General features: G+C 60.2%; 18 protein-coding genes. 11 read left to right on the top strand and 7 right to left on the bottom strand.

From position 1 onward, the window contains the following. Positions 1-429: 429 nt before the first annotated feature. The 3 genes from NAC44_RS16760 to NAC44_RS16750 all read left to right on the top strand — a co-directional run bounded on the left by NAC44_RS16760 (position 430) and on the right by NAC44_RS16750 (position 2,512). Positions 430-1,143 carry an SDR family NAD(P)-dependent oxidoreductase gene (locus NAC44_RS16760; protein ID WP_250942644.1) on the top strand — a complete coding sequence of 238 codons (714 nt, stop codon included), beginning with the start codon at positions 430-432 and terminating at the stop codon, positions 1,141-1,143. A gap of 73 nt (positions 1,144-1,216) precedes the next feature. Then, positions 1,217-1,732 (top strand): DUF3833 family protein, encoded by a 516-nt coding sequence (locus NAC44_RS16755; protein ID WP_250942642.1) that lies wholly within the window; start codon positions 1,217-1,219, stop codon positions 1,730-1,732. Positions 1,733-1,747: 15 nt separating this feature from the next. Then, positions 1,748-2,512, top strand: a complete 765-nt coding sequence (locus NAC44_RS16750) for an SDR family NAD(P)-dependent oxidoreductase (RefSeq protein ID WP_250942640.1) — start codon at positions 1,748-1,750, stop codon at positions 2,510-2,512. Positions 2,513-2,691: 179 nt separating this feature from the next. Here NAC44_RS16750 and NAC44_RS16745 read toward each other — a convergent pair whose 3' ends face one another. Further along, entirely contained in the window at positions 2,692-3,675 is a 984-nt protein-coding gene (locus NAC44_RS16745; RefSeq protein WP_250942663.1) for an AraC family transcriptional regulator, read from the bottom strand. Positions 3,676-3,823: 148 nt separating this feature from the next. On the opposite strand from NAC44_RS16745, the gene NAC44_RS16740 reads away from it, so the two are divergent. The 6 genes from NAC44_RS16740 to NAC44_RS16715 all read left to right on the top strand — a co-directional run bounded on the left by NAC44_RS16740 (position 3,824) and on the right by NAC44_RS16715 (position 11,068). After that, positions 3,824-5,509, top strand: a complete 1,686-nt coding sequence (locus tag NAC44_RS16740; RefSeq protein ID WP_420839970.1) for an AMP-binding protein — start codon at positions 3,824-3,826, stop codon at positions 5,507-5,509. Further along, positions 5,506-6,273 carry an SDR family NAD(P)-dependent oxidoreductase gene (locus tag NAC44_RS16735; protein WP_250942637.1) on the top strand — a complete coding sequence of 256 codons (768 nt, stop codon included), beginning with the start codon at positions 5,506-5,508 and terminating at the stop codon, positions 6,271-6,273. Before NAC44_RS16740 ends, NAC44_RS16735 begins: the two co-directional genes overlap by 4 nt. A gap of 27 nt (positions 6,274-6,300) precedes the next feature. Then, complete coding sequence (locus NAC44_RS16730) at positions 6,301-7,491, top strand: acetyl-CoA C-acyltransferase (protein WP_250942635.1); 1,191 nt, start codon at positions 6,301-6,303, stop codon at positions 7,489-7,491. Continuing rightward, complete coding sequence (locus tag NAC44_RS16725; protein ID WP_250942634.1) at positions 7,491-8,618, top strand: acyl-CoA dehydrogenase family protein; 1,128 nt, start codon at positions 7,491-7,493, stop codon at positions 8,616-8,618. Before NAC44_RS16730 ends, NAC44_RS16725 begins: the two co-directional genes overlap by 1 nt. Before the next feature lie 619 nt (positions 8,619-9,237). Next, positions 9,238-10,011 (top strand): enoyl-CoA hydratase-related protein, encoded by a 774-nt coding sequence (locus NAC44_RS16720; RefSeq protein ID WP_250942632.1) that lies wholly within the window; start codon positions 9,238-9,240, stop codon positions 10,009-10,011. 1 nt (position 10,012) lies between these two features. Next, positions 10,013-11,068: an enoyl-CoA hydratase/isomerase family protein gene (locus tag NAC44_RS16715; protein ID WP_250942630.1), complete on the top strand. Its 1,056-nt coding sequence runs from the start codon at positions 10,013-10,015 to the stop codon at positions 11,066-11,068. Positions 11,069-11,405: 337 nt separating this feature from the next. On the opposite strand, the gene NAC44_RS16710 is transcribed toward NAC44_RS16715, so the two are convergent. The 3 genes from NAC44_RS16710 to NAC44_RS16700 all read right to left on the bottom strand — a co-directional run bounded on the left by NAC44_RS16710 (position 11,406) and on the right by NAC44_RS16700 (position 13,633). Continuing rightward, positions 11,406-11,933: a carboxymuconolactone decarboxylase family protein gene (locus tag NAC44_RS16710; RefSeq protein WP_250942628.1), complete on the bottom strand. Its 528-nt coding sequence runs from the start codon at positions 11,931-11,933 to the stop codon at positions 11,406-11,408. Between the two features lie 89 nt (positions 11,934-12,022). Beyond that, positions 12,023-12,787: an SDR family oxidoreductase gene (locus tag NAC44_RS16705; RefSeq protein ID WP_250942626.1), complete on the bottom strand. Its 765-nt coding sequence runs from the start codon at positions 12,785-12,787 to the stop codon at positions 12,023-12,025. A 51-nt stretch (positions 12,788-12,838) separates the two neighbouring features. Then, the gene (locus tag NAC44_RS16700; RefSeq protein ID WP_250942624.1) at positions 12,839-13,633 is read right to left on the bottom strand and encodes an SDR family NAD(P)-dependent oxidoreductase; all 795 of its coding nucleotides are present in this window, start codon (positions 13,631-13,633) and stop codon (positions 12,839-12,841) included. A gap of 119 nt (positions 13,634-13,752) precedes the next feature. Between NAC44_RS16700 and NAC44_RS16695 the strand changes: the two genes are divergently transcribed. Continuing rightward, positions 13,753-14,694, top strand: coding sequence for a GlxA family transcriptional regulator (locus NAC44_RS16695; RefSeq protein ID WP_250942621.1), 942 nt, complete (start codon positions 13,753-13,755; stop codon positions 14,692-14,694). Between the two features lie 217 nt (positions 14,695-14,911). Here the strand turns inward: NAC44_RS16695 and NAC44_RS16690 are convergent, their stop codons facing one another. Together NAC44_RS16690 and NAC44_RS16685 are read right to left on the bottom strand one after the other, a co-directional pair. After that, a complete protein-coding gene (locus NAC44_RS16690; RefSeq protein ID WP_250942619.1) occupies positions 14,912-16,714 on the bottom strand; it encodes an NAD(P)/FAD-dependent oxidoreductase in 1,803 nt (600 codons plus the stop codon). A gap of 118 nt (positions 16,715-16,832) precedes the next feature. Then, on the bottom strand, positions 16,833-17,906 hold the full coding sequence (locus NAC44_RS16685; protein WP_250942617.1) for a 2,3-butanediol dehydrogenase: 1,074 nt from the start codon (positions 17,904-17,906) through the stop codon (positions 16,833-16,835). A 48-nt stretch (positions 17,907-17,954) separates the two neighbouring features. On the opposite strand from NAC44_RS16685, the gene NAC44_RS16680 reads away from it, so the two are divergent. Continuing rightward, the gene (locus NAC44_RS16680) at positions 17,955-18,176 is read left to right on the top strand and encodes a hypothetical protein (protein WP_250942615.1); all 222 of its coding nucleotides are present in this window, start codon (positions 17,955-17,957) and stop codon (positions 18,174-18,176) included. 272 nt (positions 18,177-18,448) lie between these two features. Here the strand turns inward: NAC44_RS16680 and NAC44_RS16675 are convergent, their stop codons facing one another. Next, positions 18,449-20,338: a sigma-54-dependent Fis family transcriptional regulator gene (locus NAC44_RS16675; RefSeq protein ID WP_250942662.1), complete on the bottom strand. Its 1,890-nt coding sequence runs from the start codon at positions 20,336-20,338 to the stop codon at positions 18,449-18,451. Positions 20,339-20,645: the final 307 nt, after the last annotated feature.

Below are 20,645 nucleotides of genomic sequence, written 5' to 3'. Positions count from 1 at the left end.
AATATCTTCTATATCTTAAGCCACCTTCGGGTGGCTTTTTGCGTTTGAACCGAAAGCGGACATTGTTAGGTCCAAGTTGCTTTTACAAGGCAACTCCAAAAGGATGGGGGTCACAAGTCCGGAGAGCGAGATAGCATCCTTGCCCGGTTACGAGGGGGATCGCTCCAGGATAGGCGCCAAGTTGTGGCGCCGATTGACAGGCATGCACTTCAATTGATCCAGTAAGGCTTTTCCAGCGTAAATCAGGTTTGAAAAGAAGATTGCAGCTGGTTCAATCTCGGGTAATCCAATCGAATTGCGGGTTCTCGAGAGTTTGTCGCGACGTTTGAGGGTTGCTTTTAACGTTTCAAGTCTTTGTTTTCATGCGGGACGGTGTTGCAAAAACGCGGTCTCACGATGTGTATCACGGTCTCATGCGGGATGGTTCTCATGCACTTTCATTCGATGACGTCACTATCATTACCCTATCGGGCATTGGTGATCGGCGCATCGGGCGGAATAGGATCGGCCTGTGTCGAGCGACTTGAAAATGATCATGCCTGTGGAGAAATTGCGACCCTATCTCGCAAGTCAGGCCAAATCGATCTGTTCGACGAGGAGAGCATCGCTCAGGCTGCCGATCGCTTTGTCGTGACAGGACAGCGCTTCGATCTGATCTTCGTGGCAACCGGGGCTCTCACCATTGGCGGGCAAGGGCCGGAAAAGAGCTTCCGCGCCATCGACTCCCATGGCATGGCGGCGCAATTCGCACTCAACGCCATTGGTCCGGCGCTGATCATCAAATATTTTGCGCCCTTGCTGGTCAAAGATCGCAAGGGGGTGATGGGATTTCTCTCCGCGCGCGTCGGTTCCATCGGCGATAACATGTTGGGCGGCTGGTTCTCCTATCGTGCCTCCAAGGCAGCGTTGAACCAGATTGTCCATACAGCCGCAATTGAAATGGCGAGAACACGGCCTCATGCCGTTGTCGTTGCCTTGCATCCGGGGACGGTGGCGACAGCACTTTCGCAAAATTATGCCGAAAATCACCCGCGCTTTGCCCCGGATGAAAGCGCTTCGCATCTGTTGACGGTGATGAATGACCTGACGCCCAAGGAAAGCGGCGGTTTTTTTGCCTATGACGGTTCCACCATTCCCTGGTGAGCGATGAGCCGCCAAGAGCTTGTCTGTGTTCTGATCCCTGTCTGACCTTTGGAGAACCGTTTTGAAGACACGAATGATCGCTTTGATGGGCGTGTTGATCGGTTTTGCTGCTAGTGCCATGCCGTCAAAGGCCGCGCCATTCCGCTTTGAGGATTATTTTGTCGGCACAACCTGGGCGGAAGGGCATTTTTCAGCCATTACCGGGGTACGTCGCGATTTCAAAGTCAGGCTCACAGGCAGATGGAACGGTCATCGCCTAAGATTGAGAGAGGATTTTGATTTTGCCGATGGCAAAAAAGATCGGAAAACATGGACTTTCGTCAAGACAGCATCGGCTGCCTATACGGGAACACGTGACGATGTGATTGGTGATGCCAAGGTGAGCGTAACAGGCGATACGGCGCGGTTTTCCTATCTCGTTTATCTTTCTCCGCAAACGCGCAGCAATATCGTCCGCTTCCACGATAAAATGGTGCTACAGCCCGATGGTATCGTGTTGAATACCGCCTGGGTGACAAAATTCGGCCTTCCCGTTGCCCGCACGACCGTCGTTTTTCACAAGCCTCTGTTGCGGCACGGCAAGAGATAAAAAGGATCATCAGCCATGACACTGCCCAAAGGGATCGTATGGATCACAGGCGCAAGTTCCGGTATCGGCATGGCGTTGGCCGAGCGAATGGCGCGTGACGGCCATGTGGTGGCGATCAGCGCCCGCAGGGTCGATGATTTGCAGGCGCTGGCCGATAGAAGTGCTGGCCGTATTCATGCCTTTCCCCTTGATATTACCGATCGTAACGGCGTGCATGCGGTGGTTGACGCAATCGAACGCACGCTTGGTCCGATCGGCATCGCCGTGTTGTCGGCCGGTTCCTATCTCCGGGAAAAACCGGAGCGTTTTGACGCCGATCAGTTGCGGCAGATGGTGGAACTGAACATCATGGGGACAGGGCATTGTCTGGAAGCCTTGATACCACGCATGGTGGAGCGAAAAAGCGGCGCTATTTCCATGGTTGGATCCGTATCGGGTTACACTGGCCTTCCGGGTGGTGGCATTTATGGTGGAACCAAATCGGCGCTGATCACGCTTGCCGAAGCCATGGCGCCGGGCCTGAAGCGCAAGGGCGTGGCGATCAGTGTCATCAATCCGGGCTTCGTCAAAACACCGCTCACCGATAAGAACGATTTTCCCATGCCCTTCATCATCAGCGCGGAACAGGCTGCCGATCACATCGTCAGGGGCTTGGCGGCCGGCCGGTTTGACATTGCTTTTCCCTGGCAGATCGTCTGGCTGCTCAAGCTGTTGCGACGCCTGCCTTATCCTCTTTATTTCGCCCTGACGCAAAGAATGCTGCGCAGGCCAAAATCATGATGTCTGATATTCGATCCGCTACTGCCCATTACACCTCGTTCGGCAAGCAGATCTTCCACATCCGCCGTGCTCGAAACAAACCGACTATAGACCCAGACCGCCCCGATTTCGGGCGACGTTAACAGATCAGCTTCGCGTGGACATCGTCAAATTGCGCCAGGCTTCACGCATCGTCATCGTCAATCGGATCTGTTCTTGATGGATTGGCGAAAGGCGGCGGGTGTCATGCCTGACCATTTTACAAAAGAGCGGTGAAAGGCGCTCGGTTCGGCATACCCCAATCGGGCTGCGGTCTCTGCCACGCTGAACTGCTGTTTGCCCATCAGGTTGCGCGCCTGCTCATAGCGAATGTCGTCGCGAATGGCCACGAAACTTTGTCCCTCGCTCTTCAGTCTGCGGCGCAGGGTCGCTGGCGAGAGCGCCGCTTCGCGGGCAAGCACATCGAACGGGGGCCAGTCGACAGGGTCTGTCATTTTCAATCGATTCCGCAGCCGGGCCGAGATGCCCTGATCGTGACGATAGCCAAGCAGAATATTGGCCGGCGCGCCGCGCAGAAAGCTTCGCAAGGATTTCTCGTCGCGGATGATCGGCAATGCCAGATAGCTTGCATTGAAAACCAGCCGGCCGTGCGATCTGTCGAAATGCACGGGCGCGCCGAAAAACTGCAGGTAGTCACGCCGGTTGTCAGGTGCCGGGCAGGCAAAATCAACCCGTCGCAGGGAGATACGCCGCCCGATCAGCCAACTGAGAACGCCAAGAAGCAGCAGCCAGTAAGTCCGGTAGGCAAAGGCCAAACGCGCTTCGGTGCTGGTCAGCACGATTTCCGCTTGCCCGTCCTGCTGGCGAAGTTCGCCGGTTGGGCTGTCGAGCACGATGTTGAGAAAAGAAAGAGCCCGGCGCAGGGCCTGCTCAAGTGTGCCGGCATGCAAAACGCTTTGGCACAGCAGCTTGAAGCTGCCGGGTCGCATCGGCCGTGCGCTCAGTCCGAAAAATTCGTCGTTGGCGAGCACGGCGATTTCGAGCCAGAGCGCACCATACTGGACATTCGAGACATCGTCGGCAGCATCCGGCGAAATGCCAGCCTTTGCCAGAGCCGCGGCCGGATCGATGTTGAGGCGTCGAAGACAGTCGAGGGCATCCTCGACGAAACCGCGCGATATCATCCCGCGCTCGACCACTCTGTCACCCTCTCTTGTTTTTTCGATCACTGATGATGTTCTCGAAGATCATTGTTTGCAAGTCACCCTTTGGTAGATTTGACAAATACCCAGAGGAGACGCTTTCAGCGTGGGTTGATGAGGAGGAAACATGTTGCAGCCAGAGGATGGTAGCGCACGGCTTGCCTATGCGGCCGCGAAAACGGCGTTCCAGATGAACGAGGCCGTCGGGCTGCTCGATGGAGATCTGGAGAATGCGATCAACGCCTGCGTGGAATGTTGCGACAGGCATGTGGGCGGCGACAGGCTGGCTCTTCGTTGCTTGTCCGCCGATGGCGCGTTGCGCGAATATACATTCGAGACATTACGCGACCTGTCCGCGAAAGCCGCGAATTTTTTTGCATCCCGGGGCGTCAAACAGGGCGATGTGATCGCAGGCATGTTGCCGCGCACCATCGAACTGGTGGCGGTCATCCTGGGCGCCTGGCGCATGGGGGCGGTGTATCAGCCGCTTTTTACCGCATTCGGACCGAAGGCAATCGAACACCGGTTGAAGATGAGCAATGCGCGGCTGGTCGTGACCAACACGGCCAACGATCAAAAGCTTGCCGCCGTTTCCAATTGCCCTCTCGTGGCAGTCGTGCGGGAGGCCGATGAGCCGCTGCGGGCGGGTGCGGTTGATTTCCGCAATGCCATGGCGGCATCCAGTCCGGTATTCGAGCCGGTCATGCTGAAAGGCGACGATCTCTTCATGATGATGTCCACGTCCGGCACGACGGGGTTTGCCAAGGGCGTTCCCGCGCCACTGCGGGCGCTGGTCGCCTTCTCGGCCTATATGCGCTATGCCATTGATCTGCGTGCGGATGACGTCTTCTGGAATATTGCCGATCCGGGCTGGGCCTATGGCTTGTATTACGCCGTGACTGGCCCCCTGATGCTCGGTTGCGCGACAACCTTGTATGAAGGTGGTTTCACGGCGGAAAGCACCTATCGCATTATTGACCGGCTGGGCGTGACCAATCTTGCGGGATCTCCGACCGCCTACCGCCTGCTGATTGCCGCGGGGGACGAGGCGGCAGCCGCGATAAAGGGCAGGCTGCGTGTCGTCAGCAGCGCCGGCGAACCGCTGAATCCTGAAATCCTGCGATGGTTCGAGACGCATCTTGCTGCGCCCATCTATGATCACTACGGTCAGACGGAAATGGGGATGGTGGTGAACAACCATCATGGGCTGGCCCACCCCGTGCGGCCGGGATCGGCAGGTTTCGCCATGCCCGGTTATCGCGTTGCCGTGCTGGACGAGCAGGGCCGCGAGCTTGGCGCCAACCAGCCTGGCGTCCTGGCCATCGACCTCGCCAGGTCGCCGCTCATGTGGTTCACGGGCTATTTCCAACAGGAAACACCGTCGATTGCCGGCGGGTTTTACCGGACTGGCGATACCGTCGAGGCCGAACCCGACGGGTCCATCAGGTTCATCGGCCGCGAAGACGATCTGATCACGTCATCCGGATACCGCATCGGTCCCTTCGATGTCGAAAGTGCCCTGATCGAACATGCAGCCGTGGTCGAGGCGGCAGTGATCGGCGTGCCGGATCTGGAGCGCACGGAAATCGTCAAGGCCTTCGTCGTGCTGCGCGCGGGCGTGGAGGGCACGCCGGCTCTGGCCGAGGAACTGGCGCAATATGTCAAAACACGCTTGTCCGCCCATGCCTATCCGCGGGTCGTGGAGTTTGTCACAGAGCTGCCGAAGACGCCGAGCGGCAAGATACAGCGGTTTTTGCTGCGCAAGGCGGAAGTCGAAAAACTGAATGCTGCAACCAAGCAGGATCACTCGGCATGAAAGTTGAAAACAGCGTGTTTATGATCAGCGGCGCAGGCTCGGGCCTCGGGGCCGCCGTTGCCGAAATGGCGGTGACGGCTGGCGCGCGGGCTGTTTTGCTGGATGTCAACCCGGACCGTGGCGCGGCTGTTGCTGCCGAACTCGGGGCAGCCGTGCGTTTTGTCCGCACGGACGTCACCCGTGCCGATGACGCAGCCGCAGCCGTCAGCGCCGCGATGGACGCCTTCGGCCGTGTCGATGTGCTGGTCAATTGCGCCGGCGTGGCGCCTGGCGAGAAAATCGTCGGTCGTGACGGGCCGCATGGTCTCGACAGCTTTGCACGAACGGTGTCGATCAATCTGATCGGCACGTTCAACATGCTGCGCCTTGCGGCCGATGTGATGGCGAAACAACCGCCTGGCGACAGCGGGGAGCGCGGGGTGATCGTCAACACGGCCTCCGTCGCCGCGTTCGAGGGACAGATCGGGCAGGCAGGCTATGCTGCCTCCAAAGGCGGTGTCGCATCGCTGACATTGCCGGCGGCGCGCGAACTGGCGCGCCATGCGATCCGCGTCATGGCGATCGCACCTGGAATTTTCGAGACGCCGATGATGAGCGCGATGCCGCAGGAGGTGCAGGATGCGCTCGGTGCGTCCGTTCCCTTTCCGTCGCGTCTCGGACGACCCGCAGAATTTGCTGCCCTGGTGCGCCACATCGTCGAAAATCCGATGTTGAACGGGGACGTCATCCGTCTCGACGGTGCACTCAGAATGCCGCCGCGCTGAGGCAAGGCAAAAGCAGGAGACAGACAGATGAATGAACGAGATCCGATCGTGATTGTCGGCTCAGCCCGCACGCCCATGGGCAGCTTTCAGGGCGATTTCGCAGGCATTCCTGCGCGTGTTCTCGGCGCGGCGGCGATCGATGCTGCGCTGTCGCGGGCTGGTCTGGCAAAAGAGGCGGTCGAGGAGATTCTCATGGGCTGCGTGCTTTCGGCAGGGCAGGGGCAGGCGCCGGCACGTCAGGCGGCGATTGCCGCCGGTCTGCCGCTGACGGCCGGCGCCACCACGCTCAACAAGATGTGCGGTTCCGGCATGAAGGCGGTGATGCTCGCCCATGACCTCATCGCCGCCGGCTCATCGGAGATCGTCGTCGCGGGCGGCATGGAAAGCATGTCCACCGCGCCCTATCTTTTGCCCAAGGCACGGACCGGCCACCGCATGGGTCATGGGCAGGTTCTCGACCACATGTTCCTCGACGGGTTGGAAGATGCCTATGACAAGGGGCGCCTGATGGGAACCTTCGCCGAGGATTGCGCCGAGGTCTATCAGTTCACCCGCGAAGCGCAGGATAGCTACGCGCTGGCCTCTCTGGAGCGTGCCAGACGCGCGATCAACGAAGGCCGCTTCGCCGCCGAAATTACGCCGGTGACGCTTGCGAGCGGGAAAAGCCAGACGGTTGTGTCTATCGACGAGCAGCCGGGCAAGGCGCAGCCGGAAAAGATCCCCAAGCTGCGTCCTGCCTTCCGGGATGGCGGCACCGTGACGGCAGCCAACGCCTCCTCCATTTCGGATGGTGCTGCCGCGCTCGTGGTGATGCGCGCATCCGAAGCCGAGCGGCGCGGCCTGGCGCCGAGGGCGCGTATCGTTGGTCATGCAACCTATGCCAGCGAACCCAAGCTTTTTGCCACGGCGCCCATTGGTGCACTGCGCCGGCTGGCTGAACGCACGGGCTGGGCCCTTTCGGATGTCGATCTGTTTGAGATCAACGAGGCCTTTGCGGTCGTCGCCATGGCCGCCATGCGCGACCTCGGCCTGCCGCACGACAAGGTCAATACGAATGGCGGCGCCTGTGCGCTCGGCCATCCGATCGGCGCGTCCGGCGCGCGTGTCATCGTCACCCTTCTTGCCGCGCTGGAGGAACAGGGTCTGGATCGTGGCATGGCCTCGGTCTGTATCGGCGGCGGCGAAGCGACGGCGATCGCTATCGAGAGGATCAACTGATGTTGCTTGACGATCTGCAGGAACAGATACGCGAGACGGCGCGTGACTTTGCCATCAATCGCCTGGCGCCGGGCGCGGCGGCGCGCGATCGTGACAATGCCTTCCCGCGCGCCGAACTGACCGAACTTGGCGAGCTTGGCTTTCTCGGCATGCTCGTGACGGAAGACTATGGTGGCTCGCAGACAGGAACCGTCGCCTATGCGCTGGCTCTTGAAGAAATCGCGGCCGCAGACGGCGCGTGCTCGACAATCGTCTCGGTCCACTCTTCGGTCGGCTGCGTGCCGATCCTGCGCTTCGGCAGTGACGAGCAGAAGGCCCGTTTCCTGCCGAAAATGGCATCCGGGGAGTGGATTGGCGGGTTTGCCCTGACGGAGGCCCATGCAGGCTCCGATGCCTCGGCCCTGCATACGCGGGCGAGGCGGGATGGCGATCACTATGTCATCGACGGCTCGAAGCAATTCATCACTTCCGGCAAAAACGGCAAGGTCATCATCGTCTTCGCCGTGACCGATCCCGATGCGGGCAAGAAGGGCATCTCGGCCTTCATCGTGCCCACCGATACGCCGGGCTATAATGTGGTGTCGGTCGAGCGCAAGCTTGGCCTGCACGGGTCCGATACCTGCGCCCTTGCCTTTGACGGCATGCGCATCCCCGTGGAGAACCGGCTCGGAGCGGAGGGTGATGGCTACCGGATCGCGCTGGCCAATCTCGAGGGCGGTCGCATCGGCATCGCAGCGCAGGCCGTGGGCATGGCGCGGGCGGCCTTCGAGGCGGCAACCGCCTATGCCAAGGAACGACAGAGTTTCGGCAAGCCGATCATCGAACATCAGGCCGTGGGGTTCAGCCTTGCGGACATGGCGACGCAGATCGAGGCGGCGCGCCAGTTGGTGCTGCATGCGGCGGCGCTGCGCGATGCGGGACGCCCCTGCCTGACGGAGGCCTCCATGGCGAAGCTGTTTGCATCGGAGATGGCCGAAAAAGTGTGTTCTGCGGCCATACAGGTCCATGGCGGCTATGGCTATCTCGCAGACTATCCCGTCGAGAGGATCTACCGCGACGTCCGCATCTGCCAGATCTACGAAGGCACCAGCGAGGTGCAGCGCCTTGTCATCGCCCGTCAGCTCTAATTCTTTGTTTTTCTGCATTTCCGGACGGAAAACCGTTTCACACATTTCCGGGAACTGCACTAGGGTCAAAACTCAATCAGGATGGTTGTTCTGCAAGGCGTATTTTGTGTCTGAGTAGAAGGAAAGGTGCAGGACATGCTCCCCATTTTCAAACCTTTCCGACACCCGCAGGCACAAAATACACCTTGCCCGAAGGGTTGAACGGGATGGGATTTTTTGGCAGCGTAGAAGCGCAAGACAAGGCCGGGTTGCCTTGTCGAGCATTGTTCGCAATCAGGCGGCCCATCCCGTTCAACCCTTCGGGCAAGGTGTATTTTGTGCCTGCGGGTNGATTGTATGGCAGCGAACAAGCGCAAGACAAGGCCGGTTTGCCTTGTCGAGCATTGTTCGCAATCAGGCGGCCCATCCCGTTCAACCCTTCGGGCAAGGTGTATTTTGTGCCTGCGGGCGTCGGAAAGGTTTGAAAATGGGGAGCATGTCCTGCACCTTTCCTTCTACTCAGACACAAAATACGCCTTGCAGAACAACCATCCTGATTGAGTTTTGACCCTAGACTTCGCCCCGCCAAAGCGTGGTGCGCGTGAACATCCGGACAGAAGCGGCCAAGAAAGGAAAACCCATGCCGAATGCCATCGAAATCAGCAGGGAAGGCCGTGTCGCGCTGATCCGGCTCAACCGTCCTGCGCAGCTCAACGCGTTGAACACGCAGCTTGCAACCGAGATGGTGGAGGCTGTCGAAACGCTCGATGCCGACACGGATGTGGGCGCGCTGGTGATCACGGGTTCAGAGCGCGCCTTTGCCGCCGGTGCCGACATCGCTGAAATGGCCGGCAAGAGCGCTGAGCAGATGATCGAGGAAAATGTCTTCGCGATATGGGACCGCTTTGCCGCCAGCCGCCTGCCAAAGATTGCGGCTGTGAACGGCTATGCGCTCGGGGGCGGTTGCGAACTGATGATGATGTGCGATTTCGCCATAGCGGGCGAAGGCGCGAAATTCGGACAGCCGGAGATCAAGATCGGCGTGATCGCGGGAATGGGCGGCACGCAGCGCATGACGAAGCAGATCGGCCGGGCGCTGTCGATGGATCTGCACCTGACGGGGCGGATGATGGCCGCGGACGAAGCCTTGCGCGCCGGCCTTGTGGCCCGTGTCGTGCCCGATGCAGAGGTGGTCGCCACGGCAATGGCCGCAGCCGCACAGATCGCCAGCTATTCGCGCCCGGCTGCCCGGCTTGCAAGGGAGGCCGTGATGAAGGCGGAGGAGCTGTCGTTACGGGAAGGCATTCTCTACGAGCGGGCCTTGTTCCACCGCCTGTTCGGCTCCCGTGACCAGCGCGAGGGGATGGCTGCGTTCATCGAGAAACGTCAGCCCGACTTTCATGGAGATCGCTAGGATGTTTACGGGATTGTCAGACGGCACGCCTGCCAGCGGCACGGTGCTGGTGGGGGTGGAAGGTGCGTTGGGGCGTCTTCATCTCAACCGCCCGGAGGCCCTCAACAGCCTTGATCTGGATATGGTCCGCAAGATTGCAGGGGAAGTCGACGCGCTGGAGAGCAATCCCGCCGTGCGTGCCATTGCCCTGACCGGCGAAGGGCGCGCGTTGTGCGCGGGTGGCGACATCAAGATGATCTGGCAGACGGGCCGGACGGCACCGCAGGAAGCGCTCGCCTTCTGGGCCGAGGAATACCGCCTGAACGCCCGGATCAGCCACATGCGCAAGCCCTGGCTCGCGCTGATGGACGGCATCTGCATGGGCGGTGGCGTCGGCTTGTCCGTGCATGGCAGTCACCGGATCGTGACGGAGCGGACCCGGTTTGCCATGCCGGAAACCGGCATCGGCTACTTTCCGGATGTCGGCGGCACCTGGGCCCTGGCGCGGGCGCCGCAGCACCTTGGTTTCTGGATCGGTCTCACCGGTGCCAGTATCGGTGCGGCGGACACGATTGCCGCCGGTCTTGCCGATGCCATGGTTCCGTCTGCGTCCATTCCGGCTCTGCTGTCCGATATCGGATCGGGCCGGACCGTGGATGCCGCACTTGATGCCTACAGCGCCCCGCCCGGTCCGTCGGTCCTTGCGGAGCAGGCCGATCTCATCGACCGCATCTTCCGCATTCCGGACATTTGCGGGATTTTCGCGGCTCTGCGTGCGGATGGATCGGATTTTGCCGCCACGACGCTGGCACAGCTTGAGACCAAATCGCCCACCAGTCTCGTGCTGACATTGTACCTCCTGCGCGAAGCGGAGAGATCGACATCGCTCGAAGCCTGCCTCGACCGCGAATATGCCGCCGATGCAGCAATCCTGGCCGGGCATGATTTTTACGAGGGCGTGCGCGCTGCGGTCATCGACAAGGACCGCAATCCCGTCTGGAAGCCAGCAAGGCTGGAGGATGTGGATCAGCGCGCTCTTGTCGCCGCGATCTCGCCCCGGCCCTCGCTGTTTGCGTGAAACAGTGAAGCGCTCTCGTGGATTGAATTTGACATTGGATACCCATTTGCGGCACCCTCTGAGATCACATGTCAAATTCTTAAAAATCCACTAGAAACATAGTGATAGCGAGTGGTCTTTATGATCGTAACATTTGCACTCAACGGTGCAGCAATCGCTGGCAAATGTTACGATCAGACCACATCGAGGCTCCCACAAAAGCGGGAGGACTGAGATGGAGATGTTTCCGTTCTCCGGCGCCGGAACCGACCATGTCAACCTTCAGAAGGAGAGAGACCGGTCCTGCGGCATGCATTTCCGATCTGTTCTCACCTCATAAACTGGGTGGTTTTGCCTTTCAGATGTCGGGGAAATCGACGTCAGTTGCCGCAACATTGTTGATCAGATTGGTGAAGAAGTTTTCCGCAACGACAGCGGAGATTTCTATGATCTGGGCATCGGTGAAGCCGGCTTCACGAACAGCGTCGATATCGGCTTGCGAAACCTTTCCACGTGTCTCTGCCACCTTTCTGGCAAAGGCCAGTGCTGCCGCTGCCTTCGGCTCCTCCGAAGTGCCCTGCCTTGCCCGTTCGATCTCCTCGCGACTGAGTTTGGAAAACGTGTAACCGGTGAAGGTGTGAGCAGCATTGCAGTATTCGCAGCCGTTGACCGCAGCAACCGCCAGCGCGATCCGCTCGCGCGTCCTGACGTCAAGCGCCTTGCTGAGCCCCTGGTTCAGGGCGGCATGCGCACCGATGACGGCGGGACTGTTGGACAGGACGCGGAAAAAATTCGGGACACGGCCGAGCTTTGCCGTGATCGTGTTGAGTGTCGGCTGGGATGCCTCTGGCGCCAGATGAGGCTCAGGGATGGAAATGCGTGACATGGTCAGTCCTTTGTGATTTCGGTTTCAGGAATTGTTTTGCGACGGGGATGCCGGGGTAGGTTGCCACCACGTGCAGCGGCACCTGCGGTTCACGCCCCAACGGGGATAGGGTTGTCGACAATGCTCTGGTTGAACGCGTGGAACAGGGCGTGTTCATTCGCGCCGGGATTATCCCGCATCGGCCGGATGGCATCGACGATGACCTCCGGATCATCGGTCGAAAGGGCCGCAAGCGTCTGTTCAATGAACTGCGGCAGCGGCATGGCACGCGGATCGCCGCTCTTGTAGATGAGATCCGTATCCACCCAAGGCGGTGCGATTTCCTGCACCCTGACGCTGGTATCGCGCAGTTGGAAGCGCTGCGACAGCGCATAGGAGTGAAGGGCCGCCTTGGTGGCAGAATAGATTGCGTTGCTGGCAATCGGCACAAAAGCCAGAACACTGCTCGTGTAAAGAACGGTTGCTTGCGGCTGCATCTTGAGATGTTCGATGAATGCAGACGTGACACGAAGGGGGCCAAGCAGGTTCGTCGTGATCAGATTTAGTGCCACGGTGTCGTCGATCGGGCCGGAGACATCGTCGAAGGGCATGAAGCCGGCGTTGTTGAACACCACGTTGAGCGAAGGATAGGTGTCGATCAGTTCGCGTGCGGCTTTCTGGATGCTGTCGAGATTGGTCACGTCGATCTCTATCGATGCCATGCCGGGATTGGCTTGCGTGACCTCCTTCAGCAAGGCAGTCCGCCGCCCTGATATGATGACCTGGTTTCCAAGCCGGTGAAATGCTTCAGCCATGCCGCGGCCGATACCGCTGGTGCCGCCGGTGATGAAGATGGTGTTACCCGTGAGTTTCATGGCAATTGTCCTTTGCAATAGGGGAGGGGCAATAGGGGAGGGGCAAGAAATTCAGATCGTGGTCTTGAAGCGAGGCGCTGCCTGCGTTGCAGACAGTTGCGGCCCCAGCGCGCGCCGCGCGGCTTCAAAAGCCTGCCACAGCTCCACATCTCTCAGCGCGGGGATCGTGGTGGTTTCGCCCTGATCCAGTCCGGCAAGGGCAGCATCGACCATATCGTCCGCCTGCATCACGATCTCGGAGGGCAGATGCTCGACGGGCAGGCCACCGAGAGCCCAGAAATCGGTGCGCGTGGCGCCGGGCAGGACGGCCTGTGCGCGGATGCCCTTGCCGGCAAGCTCGTGGTTCAGCGAGGTGGTGAAGGCCTGAACGAAGGCTTTCGTGCCGCCATAGACCCCGTTCAGCAATTCTGGCGCGACCGCGACGATCGACGCGATATTGATGATGGTGCCGCCGCCGCGCGCGACAAAACCCGGCACCGCGGCGTAGGTCAGGCGCATCAGGGCGGTCACGTTCAGGCGCACCATGGCTTCCATGCGCTCGACATCGCTGTCCAGAAGCGTCGTATGGGTGCCGATGCCGGCATTGTTGACGAGCATGGTGATGCTGGCATCCTCGCGCAGTGTCTTTTCCACGCGGGCCAGATCAACCGGGTTTCCGAGGTCGGCAGCCAGCACGTCCACGGCGCGTCCGGTCTTGTCTGAAATCGAAGATGCCAGCGCCTGCAGCTTTTCCGTATTGCGGGCAACCAGCGTAAGGTCGTAGCCGCGGACGGCAAGGCGATCCGCATAGATCGCGCCGATGCCGGTCGAGGCACCGGTGATAAGGGCAGTTCCCAAAGTGGCCATGTTTTTAATCCTTTTGACGAAGAGGAGCGTCATCGCCCCGACACGAATGTTATGGACGAGAAAGCGTTTGTCCGATATGACGTATAAACTACGTTTTCAGGACATAAGGCAGACATGCCATGCCGCATATCTCAATGGTGCTCACACCCGGTTTTCAGTTTCTCGCTCTTGGCGTGCAGGCCGCATTCGAACTGGCCAATGCCTTGAAGCAGGAGAGCTATTACACTTTGTCGATTGCCTCGATTGACGGTGGACCCGTTCTCTCGTCGAGCGGCTTTGCGGTGCCGACCACAAAGCTGTCCGATCTGGACACGGTTGATACACTGCTGCTTTTGGCAGGACTGGTTCCGCCTCCGCAGCAGGATGAGGCAACGCTTGACACCCTGCGCGCGACGGCACGGCGCGCGCGCCGCGTTGCCGGTCTGTGCACGGGTTCGTTCCTGCTCGGGCAAATGGGACTTCTCGACGGGCGACGGGCAACCACGCACTGGTCCTATGCCCGGCAGATGCGCGAGACATTTCCCCATGTGCGGGTCGAGGAGGATCGCATTTTCATCAACGAGGGTCCGGTGTGGACATCGGCAGGACTGACGGCTGGTCTCGATCTCGCCGTCGCCTTGGTCGAGAAGGATCTGGGGCGGGACATGGCCAGTGCCATTGCCCGGCGCCTGGTGATGCATCATCGCCGCGCGGGCGGCCAATCCCAGCATTCGGAACTGCTCGAACTCGCGCCAAGCAGCGACCGTATCCAGAAGGCGTTGATTCATGCGAAAGCGCATCTTTCCAATCCTCTGACAGTCGATGAACTGGCCGATGTCGCCGCTCTCTCGCCCCGTCAGTTCAGCCGCGCCTTCCGCGCTGAAACGGGGCAGACGCCTGCCAAGGCTGTGGAGCAGATCAGGCTTGATGCGGCGCGGCTGATGATCGAAGAAACACGTCACTCCTTCGATCAGATTGCGCAGCAGGCGGGCTTCATCGACCTGCGGCGTATGCGCGAGGCGTTCATGCGCCAATACGGCCAACCGCCTCAGGCTCTGCGGCGGCAGGCGAGAGCATTATAGTGCCCGTATCTGCGAATGATTGACGGTGTTATCCGAGCCGGATGTCGGACAGATCAATCGACACCACGACTGCATGATTCCTTAAATCGGAATCGGCGCGATGCTCTAAGAAGAAAATTATGCAGCAAATTTAAAGTGCTACAGCGTCCTTTGTGCGCTTTATAAAACGCACAAAGGACGCTGCAGGGCACCGGTAAAACCGGCGCCCTCTTTTGCGTCATAAAAGGTGGTGCGGCTTGGTAAGGCCGTAGACGGGGGTATCGATCCCCGCTTGGCGCGCCTTCAGCTGCAGCGACAGATATTGTGAATAGTGGCGAGACTGGTGCAGGTTACCGCCATGGAACCACAGCGCCTCCTGCGGCGTCGGCTTCCACATGTTGCGTTGTTCACCCTCCCAGGGGCCAGGGTCCTTGGTCGTGTTCGAGCCGAGGCCCCAGCACTTCCCGACCTTGTCCGCGACGTCGCGCGAGATGAGATCGGCAGCCCAGCCGTTCATCGAGCCATAGCCCGTCGCGTAAACGATGAGGTCCGCCGGAAGCTCCGTGCCGTCCTTCAGCACAACGGCGTTCTCTGTCAGGTGCGAGACATCGACACCGGACTTCAGCTTGATCGAACCGTCGATGACGAGATCGCAGGCCCCGACATCGATGTAATAGCCCGACCCCCGGCGCAGGTATTTCATGAACAGGCCTGAATCGTCATCGCCAAAATCCAGCATGAAGCCTGCCTTTTCGAGGGCGGCATAGAAGTCCGCGTCCTTTTCACGGATCTTGTCGTAGATCGGGATCTGGAACTCATGCATGATTCGATATGGCAGCGAAGCGAAGAGCAGATCGGCCTTGCGTGTTGTCATGCCGCTCTGGACTGCCCGCTCGGAATAGAGATCTCCAAGTCCGATTTCCATCAGCGAGTCCGACTTGACGATATGGGTGGACGAGCGCTGCAGCATGGTGACGTCGGCGCCGGCTTCCCAAAGTGCCGCGCAGATGTCATGGGCAGAATTGTTGGAGCCGATGACGACGACCTTTTTGCCGGCATACGCATCCGGGCCTGGATGCTGCGAGGAATGCTGCTGCTCACCCTTGAAGATATCCTGGCCCGGAATTTTCGGCACATTGGCCTTGCCGGACATGCCGGTCGCCAGCACCAGCTGCTTCGGCTTGAGCACAACCTCCTGTCCTGCGCGATCGACGATGACGGTCCATTCGCCGGTCTTCTCGTCATATTGTGCGGATTTGGCCGTCGTGGAGCCCCAGTAGTTCAGCTCCATCACCTTGGTGTACATTTCCAGCCAGTCACCCACCTTGTCCTTCGGGGTAAAGACCGGCCAGTTCTCCGGGAAGGGGATATAGGGCAGGTGGTCGTACCAGACCGGGTCGTGCAGGCAGAGCGACTTGTAGCGTTTGCGCCAGCTGTCGCCGGGCCGCTCGTTCTTTTCGATAATGATGGTCGGCACGCCGAGCTGGCGAAGACGCGCGCCAAGCGCGATGCCGCCCTGACCTCCGCCGATGATCACGACATAGGGCTGCACCGTATAGCCAAGTTCGGCGGCTTCCTGCTCGCGCTTTTCCTTCCAGGTTCGGCGGTTGCGGTCATGGCCGTGCTCCGCCCCCATCGGGCGGCGGAAGCCCTTCGGCTCCTCATGACCCTTCAGTTCGGTCATCGTGGTCAGAAGCGTCCAGATCAGCCCGTCCTTCAGGCGGATATGGCCATAGCAGCGGGCCACGCCGGTTTCGAATTCGAACCAGCCTTCTGTGACACCGTCGGCCTCGGAAGCCGCCTCCTTCGTATCCTGGACGAAGTTTGAAGGCTTGGTTGCTGCAAGCTGGCTTACCAGCATGTCGCGGATTTGCTCATGGCCTTCGAGGGTCTTGAGGTTCCAGGTGAAGGTCACCAGATCGCGCCAGTAGCAGTCAGCCTGAAACAGGTTGATGGCGGCCTCGATATCGCCGCTTGCGAGCGCCCCTTCGAGTTTTGCAAGCACCGTGTCGATCTTGGTTGTGGGGCTGATATCAAGCATGTCTTCTCCTCCATGAATGCTTGGTGATGTTCAGGAGAACGCCCGTTCCGGGCGTTCCGTCAAAGCGTCCAGGCCGCCGCCTTCGAGGCTCCTCTCCCCTCGGGCCTTGGCCTGAAACTTATTTCGAAAGATCAATCAGGATCTTGAGCTGCGTGCCGGCCGGATCAAGCAGGGCGTCGAAGCCCTCTTTCACCGCCGTGTCGAGCGTGATGCGCTTGGTGACGATCTTGGTCGCCGGCAGAAGGCCTGAGGCAATGAGACCGATGACGCGCGGCCAATAGTGGGTTGGATAGGCCCAGGAGCCCTTCACCTCAAGATCCCGAAACGTCACCTGAAACCAGTCGATCGGGTTTTCGTGCGGATGCAGCCCTGTCTGGACGACGACGCCCTGCTTGCGCACGGCATCAACGCAGGCCTTCAGCGCATGCTCATTGCCCACACATTCGATGGCGACGTCGCAGCCGACCTGTCCCTCGGTATGGCTGCGCACGACATCGCCGACCTTGTCACGCTTCGGATTGATGGTGATGACATCGGGCAACACCTTCCTGGCAAGTTCGAGCCGGGCGTCGTTGAGATCGGAGACGAAAAGCTGGGTCGCACCGGCAGCGCGGGCGGCGAGCAGTGTCAGCATGCCGATCGGACCGGCACCGGTGACAAGGACGCTGTTGCCCGCCGTCACGCCGCCGCGGTCGCAGGCATAGACGGCAACGGCGGTCGGCTCGACGAGAGCGGCTTCCTCATCGGTCATCTCGTCCGGGATTTTCTGCACATTGTATTCGTTGACGAGAGCTGCTTCCGCCATGCCGCCGCCATCCCAGCTCAGACCCACAAGGGCAAGCTGGGTGCTGAGATGAAAGAGGCCGCGGTCGGCGAAATAGTCACCGGAGCGCGGCATGACGAGCGGCTGGATCGAGACGCGGTCGCCGATGGCAACCGAGGTCACACCTTCGCCGATGGCTTCGACGACGCCGCCGAATTCATGGCCGAGAACCTGCGGGCCGTGAGCGCCGGTAAAGGGATGCGGCTCGGTCGGGATGAAGATCGGGCCGTAGCTGTATTCGTGAAGATCCGTGCCGCAGATCCCGACGAAGCGGTTGCGGACGAGAACCTGGCCCGGTGCCGGCTTTTTCGGTTCGGGAATGTCTTCGAGCCGCAAGTCCTTGGCGGCATGAAATCTGAGGGCGCGCATGTTTCCTCCCTAAGGCTGCTTTTGACATCCTCAAAGGGAGCAACCCCTGTGCCAGCTGTGCATCTCATCGAGATGGCTGAAATCGCTGCGCTTTTAGAAACGACGCAGGCAAAGGGCGCCACAGATGTGGCGCAACACCTGTGGCAGGTGCCGCAGTGGCCTTTTCAGCAGCCTGCTCGTTGTTTTCAGGAAAAGTGTGAAACGGTTTTCAGTCCGGACATGCGGAAAAACAAAGAGTTAGAGCGTTTCAGTGTTTCCGTGAAACGGTGAAATGCTCTAGGGTCAAAACTCAATCAGGATGGTTGTTCTGCAAGGCGTATTTTGTGTCTGAGTAGAAGGAAAGGTGCAGGAAATGCTCCCCATTTTCAAACCTTTCCGACGCCCGCAGGCACAAAATACGCCTTGCCCGAAGGGTTGAACGGGATGGGCCGCCTGATTGCGAACAATGCTCGACAAGGCCAACCGGCCGTGTCTTGCGCTTGTTCGCTGCCATACAATCCCATCCCGTTCAACAGAATACCCATCCTGATTGAGTTTTGACCCTAGTGCGGACGATCGACGCGGAGCCGTCTCATCCGGCGATGAAGCGTGGTGCGATCAATGCCGAGACGGCGGGCTGCTTCGGAGACATTGCCTTTAGAGATCCTGAGGACAGCCCTCAGTTCCGCTTCCTCGCCTTGCTCGAGACAAACCGGGGCCGATCGGGTCAATTGATCCGGCAGGTCAGTCACCTCGATCACGCCGTCGTCACAGAGAGCTGCCGAAAAGGCGATGGCATTGTCGAGTTCGCGTATATTGCCCGGCCAGCGATGGTTGAGCAGCAGAGACCTCGCCGCGCTTGAAAGAATGAGCGGCCGGTCCGGCATCCCGTGCTTTTCGAGCAGGCGTTCGAGAAGCCAGGGGAGGTCCTCACGCTCGCTCAGCGGCGGCAGCGACAGGATGGCGGCGTTCAGCCGATAATAGAGGTCTTCGCGGAACCCGCCCGCCGCGGCCATGTCCGCCAGCGCGCGATGCGACGCGGAGATGACTCTGAAATCGACCTTGCGCGCGACCGTCCCGCCGACAGGCAGAACCTCGCCCTCGGCAAGGACCCTCAGCAACCGGCTCTGCGCGGCATAGGGCATGTCACCGATTTCGTCGAGGAAAAGCGTTCCACCGTCAGCCTCCTCGATCAACCCCTTGCGACCCTTGGCCAAGGCCCCGGTAAAGGCACCCGGGGCATAGCCGAAGAGTTCGCTCTCGATCAGTTGTTCGGGGATCGCCGCGCAGTTGACCGCCACGAAGCGTCCGGAAAGGCCGCTCGCCTCATGAATGATGCGGGCGAGATATTCCTTGCCGGTACCGGTTTCGCCCTGCAGCAGAATTGCAAGTCGGCTGGGGGCGAGCTTGGTCACCTTGCGTCGGAGTGCGTCGATTGCTGGCACGCTGCCGCCGAGCGTGCTGATCGCCGGTGGCTGGCCGCCGGACGCGCGGGCAAGCGGCACGCTCACCATGCGCTGCTGCGGCTCTATGGCATGGGCAAAGAGGAGCGATCCGTCGCGCACCGCGATCCGCCGGTCCTGCGGCAGGCTTGCACGGGTCAGCGAGGCAAGTTCGTCAAGCCCGGCCTGGAAGAAGTCGGTGACCGGCTTTCCGATCAGCAATTCGGGCGAGCGCCAGTCGAGCCCGCAGGAGGTGGCCAGCAGCCGGGCGCCGCCATGGGTCATGCCGGTGATGCGGCCCGCGCCATCGACGGAGATCGCAGCTTCCGGATCGACGTCGAGAAACTCCGGCGCGCCCGCAAAGCGCAACACGAGATCGTGCCGGCTGTTCGCCATCAGATTGGCCAGTTCGATGCGCCGCACGGTCGAGGAGACGAGATGACGCGCCATGTTCTGGCTTGTCTTCAGGATCGGCGAACTGAGGAGCGAAATGTCGAGAACGGCTGCCAGCGCCCCTTGCGTATCGTAGATCGGTGCGGCTGTGCAGGAGAGTGGCGTATGGGTGATGTCGAAATGATCGGTCTGGTGGATGGTCAGCGCCTCGCCCGTGGCAATGCAGGCGCCCACCGCGCAGGTGCCGGCGCGCGGCTCGGACCATTCGGAGCCCAGATAGAGCCCCGCCTTGCGCAGATTGTTGTTGAAGGACGGATCGCCCAGATATTCGACGGTTACGCCCTGCCGGTCCGACAGCAGTAGCACGTAGTTCTGCTCGGCGACTTGCCGGTACAGTCGCTCCAGGCCGGAACGGGCTATGTGGACGAGGTCTTCCGCCTGCTGGCGATGTTCGCGAAGTCTGGTCTGGGAGACAATGACAGCCTCGCGCGCCTGCGCAGGATCGAGCTGGTAGGTTTCCAGGCAGCGGCGCCAGGATGCAAGGACAATGGCGTCGCGACCGGTGTTGCTCCCTCGTCCAGCCTGCTCGATTTCCTTAATATGATCCGCAAAACCCATCAAATCACCGGCCATCCAGGCCGCCTCCCGTGATCACAGATTGGTCGTAGACACATGCGTCTATGCTGCCTCATGCTCGCTACAGCGCCGTACTCCCCATATGGCCCACAAAGGTCGCTGTAACACTTTTAATCTCCCGTATCAGGGGTGCCTGCGGCCCCCTAAAGACTGCGATGATTTACCGTCAAAAACAACCTTGGTCCTGCGCGGATTTGGCTTGGCCGGTGTTTCGTGTGCAAAATCAACCCGAGGTGAGGGGGGTGAGGGGCAGCTTTCGCGCCGATGGACCACTCATGCGCAAAATTCC

The organism is Allorhizobium sonneratiae (genome assembly GCF_023700755.1).
Lineage (GTDB): Bacteria > Pseudomonadota > Alphaproteobacteria > Rhizobiales > Rhizobiaceae > Allorhizobium > Allorhizobium sonneratiae.
Note: the sequence above shows the minus strand (reverse complement) of the source record. Positions and strands in the feature narration are given on the sequence as shown.

What these genes read in the sequence shown, in the direction of transcription:
- NAC44_RS16760 (WP_250942644.1), top strand. Translation starts at nt 430, where the DNA reads ATGCACTTTCATTCGATGACGTCACTATCATTACCCTATCGGGCATTG.
- NAC44_RS16755 (WP_250942642.1), top strand. Translation starts at nt 1,217, where the DNA reads ATGATCGCTTTGATGGGCGTGTTGATCGGTTTTGCTGCTAGTGCCATG.
- NAC44_RS16750 (WP_250942640.1), top strand. Translation starts at nt 1,748, where the DNA reads ATGACACTGCCCAAAGGGATCGTATGGATCACAGGCGCAAGTTCCGGT.
- NAC44_RS16745 (WP_250942663.1), bottom strand. Translation starts at nt 3,675, where the DNA reads ATGATATCGCGCGGTTTCGTCGAGGATGCCCTCGACTGTCTTCGACGC.
- NAC44_RS16735 (WP_250942637.1), top strand. Translation starts at nt 5,506, where the DNA reads ATGAAAGTTGAAAACAGCGTGTTTATGATCAGCGGCGCAGGCTCGGGC.
- NAC44_RS16730 (WP_250942635.1), top strand. Translation starts at nt 6,301, where the DNA reads ATGAATGAACGAGATCCGATCGTGATTGTCGGCTCAGCCCGCACGCCC.
- NAC44_RS16725 (WP_250942634.1), top strand. Translation starts at nt 7,491, where the DNA reads ATGTTGCTTGACGATCTGCAGGAACAGATACGCGAGACGGCGCGTGAC.
- NAC44_RS16720 (WP_250942632.1), top strand. Translation starts at nt 9,238, where the DNA reads ATGCCGAATGCCATCGAAATCAGCAGGGAAGGCCGTGTCGCGCTGATC.
- NAC44_RS16715 (WP_250942630.1), top strand. Translation starts at nt 10,013, where the DNA reads ATGTTTACGGGATTGTCAGACGGCACGCCTGCCAGCGGCACGGTGCTG.
- NAC44_RS16710 (WP_250942628.1), bottom strand. Translation starts at nt 11,933, where the DNA reads ATGTCACGCATTTCCATCCCTGAGCCTCATCTGGCGCCAGAGGCATCC.
- NAC44_RS16705 (WP_250942626.1), bottom strand. Translation starts at nt 12,787, where the DNA reads ATGAAACTCACGGGTAACACCATCTTCATCACCGGCGGCACCAGCGGT.
- NAC44_RS16700 (WP_250942624.1), bottom strand. Translation starts at nt 13,633, where the DNA reads ATGGCCACTTTGGGAACTGCCCTTATCACCGGTGCCTCGACCGGCATC.
- NAC44_RS16695 (WP_250942621.1), top strand. Translation starts at nt 13,753, where the DNA reads ATGCCGCATATCTCAATGGTGCTCACACCCGGTTTTCAGTTTCTCGCT.
- NAC44_RS16690 (WP_250942619.1), bottom strand. Translation starts at nt 16,714, where the DNA reads ATGCTTGATATCAGCCCCACAACCAAGATCGACACGGTGCTTGCAAAA.
- NAC44_RS16685 (WP_250942617.1), bottom strand. Translation starts at nt 17,906, where the DNA reads ATGCGCGCCCTCAGATTTCATGCCGCCAAGGACTTGCGGCTCGAAGAC.
- NAC44_RS16675 (WP_250942662.1), bottom strand. Translation starts at nt 20,338, where the DNA reads ATGGGTTTTGCGGATCATATTAAGGAAATCGAGCAGGCTGGACGAGGG.